The sequence below is a fragment of the Brachybacterium vulturis genome (assembly GCF_002407185.1).
Lineage (GTDB): Bacteria > Actinomycetota > Actinomycetes > Actinomycetales > Dermabacteraceae > Brachybacterium > Brachybacterium vulturis.
The window spans coordinates 459,093-473,664 of record NZ_CP023563.1 but is presented as its reverse complement, the minus strand read 5'-3'; the positions used below and the strand labels follow the sequence as shown (position 1 = coordinate 473,664).

11 protein-coding genes and 2 pseudogenes are annotated in these 14,572 nt (G+C 65.5%); 8 read left to right on the top strand and 5 right to left on the bottom strand.

What is annotated here, in order from left to right:
* Window positions 1-8: 8 nt before the first annotated feature.
* Window positions 9-812, bottom strand: a complete 804-nt coding sequence (locus CFK38_RS02055; RefSeq protein WP_218192333.1) for an IclR family transcriptional regulator — start codon at window positions 810-812, stop codon at window positions 9-11.
* 305 nt (window positions 813-1,117) lie between these two features.
* Here CFK38_RS02055 and CFK38_RS02050 point away from each other — a divergent pair, with 305 nt between their 5' ends.
* From CFK38_RS02050 to CFK38_RS02040, 3 genes are read left to right on the top strand one after another with little or no spacing between them, the layout of a single operon-like run.
* Window positions 1,118-2,125, top strand: coding sequence for a DUF1177 domain-containing protein (locus CFK38_RS02050; RefSeq protein WP_096801579.1), 1,008 nt, complete (start codon window positions 1,118-1,120; stop codon window positions 2,123-2,125).
* A 2-nt stretch (window positions 2,126-2,127) separates the two neighbouring features.
* The gene (locus CFK38_RS02045) at window positions 2,128-3,507 is read left to right on the top strand and encodes a purine-cytosine permease family protein (protein ID WP_096801578.1); all 1,380 of its coding nucleotides are present in this window, start codon (window positions 2,128-2,130) and stop codon (window positions 3,505-3,507) included.
* Window positions 3,500-4,846 (top strand): M20/M25/M40 family metallo-hydrolase, encoded by a 1,347-nt coding sequence (locus CFK38_RS02040; RefSeq protein WP_096801577.1) that lies wholly within the window; start codon window positions 3,500-3,502, stop codon window positions 4,844-4,846. Before CFK38_RS02045 ends, CFK38_RS02040 begins: the two co-directional genes overlap by 8 nt.
* A gap of 32 nt (window positions 4,847-4,878) precedes the next feature.
* Here CFK38_RS02040 and CFK38_RS02035 read toward each other — a convergent pair whose 3' ends face one another.
* The gene (locus CFK38_RS02035; protein WP_096801576.1) at window positions 4,879-5,538 is read right to left on the bottom strand and encodes a class I SAM-dependent methyltransferase; all 660 of its coding nucleotides are present in this window, start codon (window positions 5,536-5,538) and stop codon (window positions 4,879-4,881) included.
* Between the two features lie 165 nt (window positions 5,539-5,703).
* Here CFK38_RS02035 and CFK38_RS02030 point away from each other — a divergent pair, with 165 nt between their 5' ends.
* Window positions 5,704-7,005: an acyltransferase family protein gene (locus CFK38_RS02030; RefSeq protein WP_096801575.1), complete on the top strand. Its 1,302-nt coding sequence runs from the start codon at window positions 5,704-5,706 to the stop codon at window positions 7,003-7,005.
* A 45-nt stretch (window positions 7,006-7,050) separates the two neighbouring features.
* Entirely contained in the window at window positions 7,051-8,013 is a 963-nt protein-coding gene (locus CFK38_RS02025) for an HNH endonuclease (RefSeq protein WP_096804168.1), read from the top strand.
* Here the strand turns inward: CFK38_RS02025 and CFK38_RS02020 are convergent.
* The gene (locus tag CFK38_RS02020) at window positions 7,994-8,488 is read right to left on the bottom strand and encodes a (deoxy)nucleoside triphosphate pyrophosphohydrolase (protein ID WP_096801574.1); all 495 of its coding nucleotides are present in this window, start codon (window positions 8,486-8,488) and stop codon (window positions 7,994-7,996) included. The two genes, CFK38_RS02025 and CFK38_RS02020, sit on opposite strands and share 20 nt — an antisense overlap.
* Window positions 8,489-8,828: 340 nt before the next feature.
* A pseudogene (locus CFK38_RS02015) lies at window positions 8,829-9,394 on the bottom strand (transposase); the annotation flags it as partial.
* Between the two features lie 117 nt (window positions 9,395-9,511).
* Between CFK38_RS02015 and CFK38_RS02010 the strand changes: the two are divergent.
* Window positions 9,512-10,546, top strand: a complete 1,035-nt coding sequence (locus tag CFK38_RS02010) for an IS30 family transposase (protein WP_096801573.1) — start codon at window positions 9,512-9,514, stop codon at window positions 10,544-10,546.
* A 17-nt stretch (window positions 10,547-10,563) separates the two neighbouring features.
* Here CFK38_RS02010 and CFK38_RS17860 read toward each other — a convergent pair.
* Window positions 10,564-11,347: pseudogene (locus CFK38_RS17860) on the bottom strand (transposase); the annotation flags it as partial.
* Between the two features lie 524 nt (window positions 11,348-11,871).
* On the opposite strand from CFK38_RS17860, the gene CFK38_RS02000 reads away from it, so the two are divergent.
* Both CFK38_RS02000 and CFK38_RS01995 read left to right on the top strand, forming a co-directional pair.
* Window positions 11,872-13,404: a reverse transcriptase domain-containing protein gene (locus CFK38_RS02000; RefSeq protein ID WP_096801572.1), complete on the top strand. Its 1,533-nt coding sequence runs from the start codon at window positions 11,872-11,874 to the stop codon at window positions 13,402-13,404.
* Between the two features lie 234 nt (window positions 13,405-13,638).
* The gene (locus tag CFK38_RS01995; RefSeq protein WP_157773314.1) at window positions 13,639-14,442 is read left to right on the top strand and encodes a protein NO VEIN domain-containing protein; all 804 of its coding nucleotides are present in this window, start codon (window positions 13,639-13,641) and stop codon (window positions 14,440-14,442) included.
* The last annotated feature ends 130 nt before the right edge of the window (window positions 14,443-14,572 follow it).

Genomic DNA, 14,572 nt, shown 5'->3' with positions numbered 1-14,572 from the left:
CGGCACGCTCACCGAGAACGCCCGACCAGCGTCAGCTCGATGTCCCGGCGCGCTTCTTCAAGCCTGCGCACCAGCGCCGGGACATCCGTCATGAACTCGCCGTGCCGGCCGAGGCTGAGACTGCCGAAGGGCTCGTTGCGCAGTCGCACGACCATGGCCACCGTCGATACGTCAACGTCGTACTCCCCGGAACTCGTGGCGTAGCCCTGGCGACGGATCCTCTCGAACTGCTGTTCCAGAACAGCCGGGTCGATGGTGGTCGAGGGGGTGAAGCGCGCCATCGGGCGGTCGGCGAAGGTGCGCCGACGCTCGAGATCGGGCAGATGGGCGTAGTACGCCTTGCTGGTGGCACCGGCGTGCGCGGGAAACAGCTCCCCCACCAGGGGGTACGTCCGCAGCGGGCCCTCCGTGCCGGTCGCAGCGGCGATCGCACGCATGTGGAAGGCGTCGGGGATCGCGAAGATGGCGGCCAATCCGGTCTCCTCCGCCAGCTGTGCGAGGACGGGCTGCACGAGCAGCCGCAGGGACTGCGACCCGGCCCAGATCCGACCCACCGTCATGGCAGCGGGGCCGATCCGGTAGCGGCGCGTCGACGGGTCGGCGATGAGGAAGTCCCGATGGGTGAGGGTCGCCAGGAGCCGATGCGCGACCGAGGTCGAGAAGCCGAACTCCGCGGAGACCTCCGTGACGCTCCAGCCGTCGTGCTCACGATCGGTGGCGAGCAGGATCTGCAGGGCGCGGTCGACGGTCTGCAGCATTCCGCTGGGAGTGGAGGAGCCGTCGTCCTCGGGCGTCTCCGGTTCGTCGGGCACGTCAGGTCTCCTCACCTGGGCGGGCGGCACGCTGCGTCGCGATGCTCCATCTCCCGCCGCGATCCCGTGGCATTGCATATAGCGGGAAGATCTTGCGCGTGATGCTACGTGGTCGAAGACTGACGCCACGCCAGCGGAGCCCGGCGGTGCGATCCACCGGAGGTTCCCGCCCAGTTCGATCCCTTGCGCCACGACGCCGCAGGAGGACGATCAGACGTCATCACGTCCCGTGTCACCGGGGCGACACCGTGTGCCCTCTGCGGGCCGCGCGACCCCTCCTTCTACGCCAGCATCGGAGTCCCTGCATGCTTCGCCATGTCCTCGAGGTCCTGGACCTCCTCGATTCACCGACGGTCGACGGCCCCCGCACGCTCGCGATGCTCGAACGGGTCCTCGACGCCCCCGAGGCCGCAACCCCGCCGGCCGGGTCCGTCCGGCCTGTCCTGGAGACGAAACGGGTCGGTGGTGAGAGGGGCAGCACGGACTTCCTCACCGTGACCGTCCCCGGGCTCCGGGGCCGGATCGCAGGCGGCCAGGCGCCGACGCTCGGCATCATCGGCCGTCTCGGCGGGATCGGCGCCCGGCCCGAGGTGGTCGGCTTCGTCTCCGACGGGGACGGCGCCGCAGCGGCACTGTCCGCCGCGGTCTCCCTGCTGCGCATGTGGAGGCGAGGGGACCGCCTCGAGGGGGACGTCATCATCTCGACGCACATCTGCCCGGACGCACCGACGCTCCCGCACGACCCGGTCCCCTTCATGGATTCCCCCGTCGACATCGCGACGATGAACCGCCACGAGGTGCGCCCCGAGATGGACGCCGTCCTCTCGATCGACACCACCAAGGGGAACCGCCTGATCAACCATCGGGGCATCGCGCTGTCCCCGCCGGTGAGGCAGGGATACATCCTCCCGCTGCCCGATGATCTGCTGCGGATCCAGGAGATCGTGACCGGTGGGCCGGCCGTGACGTTCCCGCTGACCACCCAGGACATCACCCCCTACGGGAACGGGCTGCGGCACATCAACTCGATCCTGCAGCCGGTCACGGCGACGGACGCCCCCGTCGTGGGCGTGGCGATCACCTCCGCCGCCGTGGTGCCCGGCAGCGCCTCCGGCGCCAGCCATGAGGTGGACATCGCCCTGGCGGCACGGTTCGCCGTCGAGGTCGCCAAGGAGTTCGGCGCGGGGACCGCGGTCCTCCACGATGCCGAGGAGTTCGCACGGGTGCGCGATCTCTACGGCTCTCTCGCACATCTGCAGACCCTGGACGGCGCACGGACCGCGCGCGAGCTCGACACCATGGAGGTGCACTGACGATGGCCGCAAAGGGATCTGACGACTACGCGCTGGCTCGCGTCCCCCGCTCCGAGCGCTACGGCTTCGTGTCCGTGCTGCTGCAGTGGGTGGGGAACTCGGGATCGCTCAGCCAATTCGTGCTGGGCGCCACGATCGGCCTGAGCCTGGGGTTCTGGCAGGCCGCGGCCGCCTTCACCCTCGGTGCGGTGCTGCTGGAGATCGTGATCTTCTTCGTCGGCTTCGCGGGGCAGCGCGAGGGCCTCTCGATGGTCATGCTCACCCGGTTCACCGGCTTCGGCCGGAACGGCAGCGCTCTGGTGTCGCTGGTCATCGCCACCAGTCTCATCGGCTGGTTCGGGGTGCAGAACGGCATCTTCGGCACCTCGATGACCGCGCTGGTCGGAGGACCGGTCTGGCTCTGGTGCATCGTCTCCGGCGTCGCGCTGACGCTGCTGGTGATGTACGGCTTCAAGGGGATGCTGTGGATCTCCCGCATCGCCGTGCCGCTCTTCTTCGGCCTGATCGGCTACACGATCATCACGACCCTGTCCCAGCACTCGCTCTCCGAGCTCATCGCCCTGCCGCCGCCCGAGAACGAGCTGACCATCGCCTCCGCCGCGACGATCATCGCCGGAGGCTTCATGACCGGCGCGATCATCGCCCCGGACATGACCCGCTACAACAACAAGGGCTGGCACGTCGCCGTGCAGTCCGGCACCTCGCTCGTGATCTCCGAGTACCTCGTGGGACTGACCGGCGTGCTGCTCGGGCACCTGGTGGGCACTGCCGACGTCACCAGCATCGTGCTGGGCACCAGCGGTGCCGTGGGCCTGGTCATCGTGGTGCTGGCCACGATGAAGATCAACGACAACAACCTCTACTCCGGCTCCCTCGGGATCGTCAGCTTCGTCGAGACGGTCTTCGGCAAGCGGATCCACCGCGGGGTCGTGACCGTGGCCTTCGGGCTGCTGGGCACCCTGCTCTCCGCGATCGGGTTCCTCGACCATTTCAAGGACTTCCTGAGCCTGCTCGGCGTCGCGATCCCCCCGATCGGCGGCATCATCGTGGCCGAGTACTATCTCGTCCGCCGCCAGACCAGGGCCCTTGATCGCACGCGCGAGCAGGAGATCCTCCCGCCCACGGTCGCGGGATGGGTGCCGGGCACGCTCGCGGTGTGGCTGCTCGCCTCCGGGATCGGCTGGCTCACACAGCAGTTCTCGATCGGGATCCCCGTGATCAACTCCCTGCTGATCGCGATGGTCCTCTACCTGATCGCCTCCAAGGCGGGGCTGATCCGCAGCGCCGGCGACGTGAGCCTTCGCCCCGAGGACACCACAGCGACGGAGCGCACGCACGGCGTGCCCTCGACCGTCGGGAACCAGGAGATGCAGGATGACTGACGCACGCAGCACGCTGGACGGACGGCCCGAGGAGATCTCTCCCGGCCTCACCACGGCCCAGGACGAGGTCGTCGACCTCTGTCGCACCCTGATCCGCTTCGACACCTCGAATCCGACCAGCAACGAGCTCGAGGCGGCGCAGTGGGTGCGCGAGCAGCTCGCGGAGGCCGGACTGAGCGCCGAGCTCATCGAGTCCGAGCCCGGCCGAGCGAGCGTGGTCTGCCGGGTGGCCGGTGAGGACAGGGCGCGCGGTGGGCTGCTGCTGCACGCACATCTCGATGTGGTGCCCGCCGAGCCCTCCGAATGGACGCACCCTCCTTTCGAGGGAGTCATCGAGGACGGCTTCCTGTGGGGCCGCGGCGCCATCGACATGAAGGACACCGTCGCGGTGTTCCTTGCGGTCGCCCGCCACCTGGGCCGCACCGGCATCGTGCCGCCGCGCGATCTGGTCTTCCTCTTCGTCGCCGACGAGGAGGCAGGCGGCGTCCACGGGTCGAAGCACCTGGTGGAGCATCGCCCGGACATCCTCGACGGCGTCACCGAAGCGATCGGCGAAGGCGGAGGATTCTCCTTCCCGATCGACAAGACCCGACGCCTCTACCCGATCGAGAACGCCCAGCGCGGGCAGGCCTGGCTGCGACTCACAGCGACCGGCCGCTCCGGTCACGGCTCGTCACCGAACTCCGAGAACGCCGTGACCCGGATCGCCGATGCGATCAGCGCGATCGGGCACCATACGTTCGCCTACCACCTGGTGGACTCGGTGCGCGGCCTGGCCACCGAGTATGCGCGTCTGCGCGGCATCGAGTTCGATCCCGCGGACGTGGCCGGCTCCTTGGACCGGCTGGGCCCGCAGGGGCATGAGCTGCTGGACGTGATCGTGCGCAACTCCGCGAACCCCACGATGACCGAGGCCGGCTATCAGATCAACGTGATCCCCGGCCGCGCGGTCGCGGCGATCGACGGACGGTTCCTCCCCGGGCAGGAGCAGGCGTTCCTCGCAGAGATCGATGCTCTGCTGCCGGACGGGGTGACCCGGGAGTTCGTGCACCATGACGTGGCCATGGAGACCCCCTTCGAGGGACCCTTCGTGGACGCCATGCAGGCGGCGATCCTGGCGGAGGATCCGGACAGCTCCACCGCGAGCTACTGCAATCCCGGCGGCACCGACGCGAAGGCCTTCGCCACCCTGGGGATCCGGTGCTATGGCTTCAAGGCGCTGAAGCTGCCTCACGACCTCGAGTACGTGCGGCTCTTCCACGGGGTCGACGAGCGGGTGCCGCTGGACGGTCTCACGTTCGGGGTCCGGGTCATCGGTCGCCTGGTGCTGAGCGCATGATCCGCTGACACCGTAGGGCTGCGGCGCGCAGGTCAGCGCCGGCGCAGCACCAGCAACGCGTCCAGGTGCTCGCCCGCATGCCCCTCGGGGTCCAGAGCGGGGCGTGGCCGCTCCTCGGCGGTCACCACGTCCCAGTCCTCGGCGGGCTGGGCGAGCTGCTGGACCTCCTCGTCGATGCTGACCATCCTCGCCGGATGGTCAGAGGCCCAGGAGGGCGGCGCCGCATGGGAGGTGACCACCAGGTGCCCGCCCGGGCGCAGCGCAGCGGCGGCCCGGCGCAGGATCGCGGTGCGGTCCAGCGCCACGGTGGACTGGAAGAACGAGGCGGTGACCAGGTCGAGGCTGTGCGGCTCCGGCTCCCAGGTGCTGAGGTCCGTGGCGGTGAAGGTGGCGGTCTCGAGCCCGCGAGCGGTGGCGGCGGTGCGGGCGCGGCCGACGGCGGTGACGGAGATGTCCAGGCCGCGTGCCTGCCAGCCCTGCTCGGCCAGCCACAGCACGTCCCCGCCCTCCCCGCAGCCGAGATCGAGTGCTGTGCCCGGGGTGAGGTCGCGGACCACGGACGCCATGGTCTCGTTGACTTTCCCGGACCAGATCGGCTCCCGGCCGGAGTAGCGCTGTTCCCAGTACTCGGTGGGGGAGAGGTCCTCCGAGGGGCCGGCGTGGGCGTGCTCTGCATGATGAGGTGCTGACATGCGGCGAGCCTGGCAGATCCCACCCCGGCGCGGAAGCGCTCTTGCCCAGACGGCACAGCGGAGCCAGGGGCGCGTGCCGCTCGCGCCGCTACGGTAGATTGCGGTCACAGCCAGCGGCCCCGTCCCGACCGGGACGGGTCGGGGCGCCGACGAGGGGGCAGGCCGATGACGAGCACCCGCCTGAGCCGCGCCGAGAAGGTCGATGCCGCCACGCCGGCCAGCCGGAACCGCGTGGTCGACTTCCTGCGCGCCGCCGCGATCACCGTGGTGGTGCTCGGGCACTGGACGATCATCGGGGTCGACGCCGACGGCGGCATCCAGCCCCACGGCGTGCTCGACGGCGCCGTCTGGACCCACCCGCTGACCTGGGTGTTCCAGGTGATGCCGATCTTCTTCCTGGTGGGCGGCTACTCCAACGCCCTCTCCTGGCGCTCCGCCCGCCGCAAGGACGTCGGCTACGCCCAGTGGCTGCGCGCCAGGCTGCGACGCCTAGGGATCCCGCTGATACCGCTGCTGCTGGCCTGGCTGGTGATCGGGGTGGTGGCCGTCGCCGCCGGGGCACCGCACGCCACCGTGCAGCTCGCCTCCCAGATGGCGCTGATCCCCACCTGGTTCCTCGCCGCCTACCTGATGGTGATCCTGGTGGCCCCGCCCTGCCTGCTGCTGTGGGAGAGATTCGGATGGTGGTCGATCATCGGCGCGCTCGCGCTCGCCGGGATCGTGGACGCAGTGAGCCTCGTGGCGGATCAGCCGCTGCTCGGCTACCCGAACTATCTGCTGGTCTGGGCCGCGTTCCACCAGTTCGGCTTCGCCTGGCTGGACGGCCGCCTCGCCGGCGCCGGCAGGCGCCTGCTGCTCGCCGGGACCGGCCTGGCCGGACTGCTGCTGCTCGTGAGCGCGGGCCCGTACCCGGTCTCGATGATCACCTCCGCCGCGGATGACATCTCCAACTCCAGCCCCACCCGCATCACCATGGCGTTCCTGGGCATGATGCAGGCCGGCCTGGTGCTCTCCCTCGAGAAGCCGCTCACCGCGCTGCTGGCCAGGGCTCGGCTGTGGTTCGTGACCGTGCTGGTGAACCAGCGGATCATGACCTGGTTCCTGTGGCACCTCACCGTGATGGTGGGGCTCGCGCACCTGCTGCTCGCCCTCGACGCCCGGGCGCTGCTGCCGGAGCCGCTCACCGGGGTGTGGTGGGCGACCAGGCCGCTGTGGGCGCTGGTGCTGCTGGCGCTGACCGGGGTGGTGGTGCTGGTGATGGGACGGTTCGAGGACCCGCGGGCCGACGACAGGCCGCCGCCGGCGATGTGGAAGCCGATCTTCGCCGCGGTCACCGTCATCGCGGGGCTCGCCGTGATGGCCTCGGTGGGTGTGGTGGGGGAGAGCGGCGTGACCTGGTGGTGGGTGTTGCTGCCGGTGGCGGGGATGGTGGGGTTCGGGGTGGTGCGGTTGCCGATGGGTCGGTAGCCAGTTTCTTGCTCACCAGCGGCCGCGATGTGCGACTATCGGGTCATGTGGTCCGATGTTGACGAGGTGGCGCTTCGCGCGGAAGCGATGGAATGGCTCGCCGCATGGACGAATGATGGACTCGATGCAATCTCGTACGAGGACCTCGATGACTTCCGTTTTCGCGGCGATAAATTTCCGCTGAGAGATCGCCAGCTCGGTATTCGAAAACCGGCAGGGATGTCCAGTGCGTTCTCCATAACAACCACTTACCGAGCGCCGGGTCAGGAACGTCCTTACGATGATCGCTTGGGAAGCGACGGTCTCATGCGGTACAAGTGGGATGGCGACAATCCCGAAAAATACACGAACCGGGGATTGCGTGCAGCGATGGAGCAGAAGCGGCCTCTGATTTGGTTCTGGGGTGTCGCGCAGGGGATATACAAGCCGATATATCCGGTCTACATTGTCGCAGAAGAGCGGGAGCATCAGCAGTTTGTCGTAGCCACCGATGGGCTTCAGAATATTGAGTCGACGGGCCGGGACGTCGACGAGGTGACCAAGCGATATGTACTGCAGGAGACTCGTCGGCGCCTACATCAACCTGTTTTTCGGGGGCTCGTGATGCAGGCGTACGGCACTCGATGCTCAATTTGTATGTTGCGACACTCCGCTCTACTGGACGCCGCACATATCGTTCCTGATGCTGACCCGGCCGGGGTGGCGGCGGTACGTAATGGGCTAGCGCTGTGCAAAATCCATCACGCTGCGTACGACGTAGGAATCATTGGCATTTCGCCCGGTTATAAAATCGGAGTGCGAGAGGATGTGCTGAATGAGGTCGATGGGCCGATGCTAGAGTTCGGCTTGAAGGGACTCCACGGAAACAAGCTCAGCGTGCTTCCTTCGGTGAGGAAAGAGCGCCCCGACCAATCGCTGTTAGAACGTCAATATCGTCGTTTCGAGAATGACTCAGTTTCTCGGAGGCTTCGGGCCGATTTCTTGCATCCTACTGATTCGCCCGGCTAGCGTGGTCCGCCTGGGGTGCGTCTAGGTCGCCCATGGCGAGTCCCGCAGTGTAGGCGGGCGTCACACCGGTAGCTCGAAGAGATTGCGGGAGTCGCTCAATGATGGGTATATCTGCCGGCGCCCAGTTGAGGGATAACAGCTGATCAAGTCGGACCCACCTCATCGCATCGTGATCTGTGCTGCGCTCGGGGCCGGACCCAGCAAGAGTGGCTGCGTAGCAGGTCATCTTGAGCGGTTCCCCGTTGACGGACGTCCAGTTTCGATCAACGAAATCTCCGATGCTGGCTTCGACGGCTAGCTCTTCCCTGAGTTCTTGATGTAAGGCTTCCTTGGGAGCTTCCCCTGGCTCAACCTTTCCGCCCGGGAATTCCCATAGGCCGCCGGAGCTACGATCCTTATCTCGCCGTGCAACGAAAACCGTGCCGGCGCGCTCGAGGATCGCGGCAACGACGCGTACGGTCTGGTAGGCCGTCATGCAAGCTTCTCAAGGTTGGGCACGTTGAAGATCGTACCGAGCGAGGCGGGGTCGCTACAGCCTGGACAGAGAGCCGCCTCAGCGCTGGCGGCGGGGTGGCATTGTGCCGGCTGCTGTCCGCCCGCGCGCACCGCGGTCAGCCCGGTTGCTCCGTCCTGGCATTCCGTGGCTAGTCTCGATGTTTCATTGGGCTGGTGAGCGGGGGCGGTCAACGTCTTTGCCGGTGTTCAGCTGCTGATTCTGGCATGCGGGAGCGACAGATTGTCGCAGTGTCTGTTGCGGGCGGTCGGGTTCAACTCCCGAGAAGGTGCTGGGGGTCGTAGGGACGGGGGCTCGCCACTCAGGTCTGCGCGACGGCGGTGCGGAGCCGGTTGACGCCGGTCAGGACTCTCACGGCGTCGGGAGGGTGCCGGGCGATGTGGAGAACCTTGTGCCGGCAGCGGCGCACGAGGGTCGCGGGGATCTCGAACAACCGCGCGCGGAGCCGTTTGGGCTCTCACTTCCTAGCGTCGTCACTGGTGAAGGCGATGGTCTGCATCCAGGCGACCAGCTCGGAGGCGAGCTGGATGATCTGGCACCAGATCTGGTTCTGCGCGAAAGACTGCAGCGGGAACTTCAGCAGTCCCATGTCCTGGCGTTACGGAGCCGATCCTCGCAGCGTACTCGGCGGCGGTGACGCAGCTCCAGGGTCGGGAGCTGGTCGCGTGCGGTGTTGGTCGCGAACGCGGTGATGCGGATGCCCTCGTGGTCGGTGATCCGCAGCCGCGCTCCGGGATGGGGACGTTCCTTGCGCACGATCACTCGCATCCTCTCGGGCCAGCCGGAAAGGTCCAGCAGCCCGGTCAGTTCCGCCACGAACGCCCCCTCACGGCTCCTGTCGTCCCCGCTGTCGTAGGCGGGAATCCACGTCTTCGACTCATCGATGCGTTTCAGCAGCTCGGGAACATGTGTGGGGAGGGGGTGGTGTCATAGCGTCGTAGCAACACTCCCGGTCGGTGGGAGCCCGAGGCGAGGAGACCTGGGATGGTGCGGCGGCGACTCACGTTCACGGAGCGGATGGAGATCTCGACGGGATCGAAGGCCGGGTGGGGAGTCCGGAAGATCGCTTCTCACCTGAGTAGATGCCCTTCGGTGGTCTCCAGAGAGCTGCGCCGGAACTCAACGAAGACGCGCGGCTATCAAGCGGTGACCGCGGACGTGAAGGCGCAGCGCCAGCGCTCGCGCCCACAGGTCCGGAAAGTGGCGAAGGACCCGGTGCTCGAGGCGCGTGTCAACGCCGATCTCGCAGCGTCGTGGACGCCGAACGAGATCGCGGGTCGCTTGCGTCTGGAGGCCGCAGACCCGACCGTTGAACGCATGGCGAACTCTCCCGACGCTCAGGGCCGCACCGTCAGCGGAGAAGCGATCTACCAGTACATCTACGCGATTCCCCGCGGGGAACTCGCCAAGCGTGGGATCTTCTTGCAGTCCAAGCGGACCAAGCGCCGGACACGCACCACTGGCCGCTCCAGGGGTGGCCCGATCGTGGGCATGGTCCCGATCGCGGAGCGGGGCGAGGACGCCGCGAAGCGGCGGGTGCCCGGGCACTGGGAGGGCGACCTGATCATCGGGAAGAACGGGTCCTCGTGCGCGGCGACGCTGGTGGAGCGGATGAGCGGGTTCACCGGTCTGCTCGCCCTGCCCTCGAAACACGCCGAGGGCACCGCGGATGCGGTGATCGAGTACTTCACCGAGCTGCCACGGATGATGCAGGCCTCACTGGCATGGGACCAGGGCAGCGAGATGGCGCACCACGCGAAGGTCTCCCTGGCCACGGACATGCCGGTCTACTTCGCCGACCCTCACTCGCCGTGGCAGCGGCCCTCGAACGAGAACACGAACCGGCTCTACCGCGAGTACCTCCCCAAGGGCACGGCGATCCCCGACCACCAGCCCTACCTCACCACCATCGCGGAGGAGATCAACAACCGGCCCCGCCGGCGGCTGGGCTTCCTGACACCGACAGAATCCTTCGCACGACTACTGGCCGGCGAACCCCATGTTGCTTCCACGCTTTGACACCACCGGGTGAATCAGACCGAATAGGCCAGACGCCGCCGCTGAAGCCAGCCCATGAAGTCCTTGGTGCCGCCGGCCCCGTCGGTGCGGATCAGGATCTTCTTCGAGCCCCGCCCGCTCCGGCCCAGCAGCGCCGGTGGGAGCTGGGCCAGGGCCTGACGGGTGACGGTGATGTGATCGGTCGCGGTGTTCGATCCCGCGTTGCCGGGGCGGAGGTGGATCGCCGGCGGCTCGCCGGTCCCGGTCTGGCCGTGGTCCAGGAACGCGCACAGCGGGTGGTAGCCGAAGCCGCGTTTGAACGTCGGTGCGGCCTGCTACTTCTCTGTGGGCGGTGATCAAGGTGGCGTCGAGGTCGATGACTAGCGGGTTCTTCGCACTGGCCTTCGCGGCTGGGGAGTGGTCGCCGGCGAGAGTCCAGGTCCGCTCACGCGCGGTCCGGCGGGCTGTCGAGATCGCCTCGATCACGGCGGGTGTGTCCTCGGCGGGTGTGGTGAGCATGCGGGAGATCGTCGGAGGTGAGGCGACGTCGCCGAACACGCCCGGCTCGCACCGCAGCAGGTTGGTGTCACGGGCGACTTCCCCGCCGACTGCGAGAGTCATCGCGAGGTCCAGCTGGACCTTCGAGGCGTGATGCTCGGCCAGTGGCTTCGTCCACGGCTCCAACGCTTCGCGCAGTGAAGCGGCCAGGCCGGTGGGGTGGATCGTGTCGGTCAACAGCACCGCGCCGACATGCGAGACCGCCGGGGCCTCAGCGATGTCCACGCGCGGACGTGGGTAGGAGAACAAGGTAGGGTGGGACATCTGAAAGGTGCTCCTTCCAGCGGATGAATGCGAGTCTCGACAACCCGTATTATCCCTGGCCACGAGCGCCTTTCGCTATCTGGTCCACCCTCCAAGACCGCGCCCCCATGAAATTTCACGGTTGAGTTCTAACACCTTGTATTTCGCGGTTCACGCTAGGTCATTATCCACCCAAGACGAGCGTTCAGCTATTTCACGTCAGTGACGTTACAAGATATCTGATGGCGAATAGTTGCTTTGGAATAAGTTTTTATTTTACATAAAGGCAATCCCCCAACGGGGAAAGTATTCCCAGTGTCGCCGGTGCAGCACGCACGCTGAAGACTCTGCTATAGTCGAGCCCAGGTCACCAGTGTGACTAGTCCGCGGTCAGTCGAAGCTTGCGGTAGGTGCGCCAACCGACGAGCCCATGAGATCGAGCGTGCGAGCGTGCGATTGCGTGAAGCGTATTTTATCTTGACCGGGGATGCGCTGCCGGTGGCGACGTTCTCGCTATCGGCAGCTATAAAGTTTACGGAGCTGTGATGTGGGAGTCATTAGAGGCCGATATCATTATCGCCGCAAAGGTTCGCATTCGTCGACATGAGCGTTATGCTCAGTGGGTCAGTGATGAAAATAAGCGGAGGGCGCGTCGAGAAAATGGTGCGACCGGCGCAGTTCTTTTGAAGACTCCGAGCCTTTGGGAGCGGGGGTCCGCATTCAATCCCTATAAAGTTCATTCCAGTGCAGGTCGATTAGCTTCCGGTATTCGTAGCGCGATCGTAGAGAGACGCTACAAGCCTCTTTCTCCGGAGATTATAAAGCTGGATAAGCCCGGCGGCGGAAGTCGCGCCCTTTCTGTGCTTTCTATAGCTGATGAGGCCGTATCGCGTCGACTAATGAAGTCGCTCCTTCGTCGAAACCAAGCAAGTTTTAATGGCCGCTCGTACGCATATCGGGAAGATCGCGGTCCACATGATGCGGTTGAATATGTTGCGAAAAGCTGGAGCGGCACGAATCGGATCTTTGTTGCACAGTACGATTTTTCCAAATTTTTCGACAAAGTTTCGCACAAATACTTGCTTCATGCACTTGATGAGCATGGAATAAGGCGAACCAGGCTAGAGCAGTACCTGATCCAAGAGTTCCTACGAATTCCGGTCTATGACGAGCGCGAAGAAAAGCTTCTCGACCGCGCGAGCGGCCTTCCTCAGGGAACCTCAATCAGCTTGTTCTTGGCCAATGTGGCCGCTACGGAACTTGACAATTTGCTGGAGCGAAGAGCCCTAAACTTCGCACGGTATGCTGACGACACCGTAATTTGGAGTGAGAGTTACGATGAAATTTCAAGAGCCGCGGACATTCTGCACCACTTCGCCTCAAAGGCCGGGACGCCGATAAATCTTGAGAAGAGTCCAGGAATACAGCTCTTGGTGCAGTCTTCCCGGTCCGCCACAGAGTTCACCTCAATCCAGTCAACCGATTATTTAGGGCATACTATTAGCAGTTCGGGGGTGTCCATTAGTGACGCTCGCGTTCGAGAGATTAAACGTCGAATTCGGCAACTGATCTACTCCAACCTGCTTCGTGCCCCTTTGCGTGGTCGCCAAGACATGGGTCGCATTACTGCGAACGATCGAGACTATGTTGCTTATATTTGGCAGGTTCGAAGGTATCTTTATGGGGGTCTTTCGGAACGGGATCTGCGTAGGTACCATGGAGGCTACGTCCCGCCTCGGTCTTTTAAGGGCCTTATGGCCTTCTATCCGAGCGTCGATAACTATCAACAGTTGAGGGCGTTGGACGGTTGGATGCTAAACCAGACGATTCTGGCACTTAAGCGCCGGGCTGATATTTTAGGGCTTAGCGGTGTGCTTCCTAGTCCGCATGGGCTTGCAGGCGATAAGCTCCTGAAACTTGAGGTCCCATCGTCCAGGACCGGGAATCCAATTGACCTTCGGTTTCCAAGCTTCTTAAGGATGGCGCGCGTAATCCGGTCTGCGGTGGAGGCCAATGGCTTCGATGTGCTTTCAGGACGACCCGATGTTTACAACTACTCTGCGGAGCTTATTGGCTGATTCATGTCGATACGTGTAAAGGCTAGAATCGGCCGTTTTGGGGCAGAGCGCTCCTCGGCTCGACCCCACCGTGCTGGCGATCTCCGGCTGTCTGCTCGCGGAATTGGAGGCGGCCACGGTGAAGGGCGGCTCCGAACAAGGCGCCAATTCCGGTGAATCGGGGCCGGCGCGACGCCGCACACCGATTTCCCCGAAGGCGCCCTCGTGTGGGGCCCCACATGGCACGCTCCTGTCATGCCGCCGAAGAAGCTCCTCGCTATGTCCAACTACGAGACCGAGAATCGCGCGATCGCCTACGTCATCGCACACGAGCGCACGGCCGGCCGCACCGCCACCGACGCCCGCCACATCCCCGGCAGCAAGGTCGACGTCGAGAGCATCGACGACGTCACGGGTGAGAAGCGGCTGATCGAGATCAAGGCCTTTGGCGGGGCGGGCCGGGGCGACGTCCTCTGGCTCGAGCCGAACCAGATCGAGGCGCTTGAGCAGGTTCCCGGCCCCCATCTCTACCTCGTCACCGATGTCCGCTCAGTCGACTCCTCGAACATCCGCATCCTCGACCTCACCGGCGAACAGTTGCGCGCACGCCTCGAGGCGAGACGGGAGAAGCACTATTTCGAGGTCCCCCTGCCCACCGCCCTCTACGACGACTTGCACAGCAAGGCTGCTTCCCCGCCCTCAGCCACCGGCACCCAGTTCAGCCTCCAGGTCCTCGAAGCCGTCACGGTGCTGCACCGGCGCGGCTACCACCGGATCCGCTTCGTGGCGATGTGGTCGCCCAACGGGCTCGGTGTGCGCATGTTCGTCGGCCGCCAGAGCGAGGTTCCGGGCGGCCACCCGCGCGAGGAGTTCCTCGACCGGATCGCCTACACCTCGCTGAACGACGCTGACGAGCCCGCCCGCGACTTCGCCGACACCTCGATCCCCGCATGGTGGAGCGCCGAGATGATCGCCGACCAGCTCCTCGCTGTGCTCCCGCCGACCCAGCCGCTCGCGGACGATCCCACCTATGTCGCCGAGCTCCAGGAGCTCTTCTAGCATCACAGAGCTCACGGCACGGTCGCGCTCACCGAGAAGGACGATTACTGAGGGGTACAGGAAGCGCGACTGACTCCGTGCCCCTCGGGGCATGTTTTTGCCGCCTGTACAATTGATGGTTCAATCTTCT

Bases quoted from the DNA above. Each gene is read 5' to 3' on its own strand.
- CFK38_RS01995 (WP_157773314.1), top strand. From the start codon at position 13,639: ATGCCGCCGAAGAAGCTCCTCGCTATGTCCAACTACGAGACCGAGAAT.
- CFK38_RS02035 (WP_096801576.1), bottom strand. From the start codon at position 5,538: ATGTCAGCACCTCATCATGCAGAGCACGCCCACGCCGGCCCCTCGGAG.
- CFK38_RS02045 (WP_096801578.1), top strand. From the start codon at position 2,128: ATGGCCGCAAAGGGATCTGACGACTACGCGCTGGCTCGCGTCCCCCGC.
- CFK38_RS02040 (WP_096801577.1), top strand. From the start codon at position 3,500: ATGACTGACGCACGCAGCACGCTGGACGGACGGCCCGAGGAGATCTCT.
- CFK38_RS02025 (WP_096804168.1), top strand. From the start codon at position 7,051: ATGTGGTCCGATGTTGACGAGGTGGCGCTTCGCGCGGAAGCGATGGAA.
- CFK38_RS02020 (WP_096801574.1), bottom strand. From the start codon at position 8,488: ATGACGGCCTACCAGACCGTACGCGTCGTTGCCGCGATCCTCGAGCGC.
- CFK38_RS02030 (WP_096801575.1), top strand. From the start codon at position 5,704: ATGACGAGCACCCGCCTGAGCCGCGCCGAGAAGGTCGATGCCGCCACG.
- CFK38_RS02050 (WP_096801579.1), top strand. From the start codon at position 1,118: ATGCTTCGCCATGTCCTCGAGGTCCTGGACCTCCTCGATTCACCGACG.
- CFK38_RS02010 (WP_096801573.1), top strand. From the start codon at position 9,512: ATGGTGCGGCGGCGACTCACGTTCACGGAGCGGATGGAGATCTCGACG.
- CFK38_RS02000 (WP_096801572.1), top strand. From the start codon at position 11,872: ATGTGGGAGTCATTAGAGGCCGATATCATTATCGCCGCAAAGGTTCGC.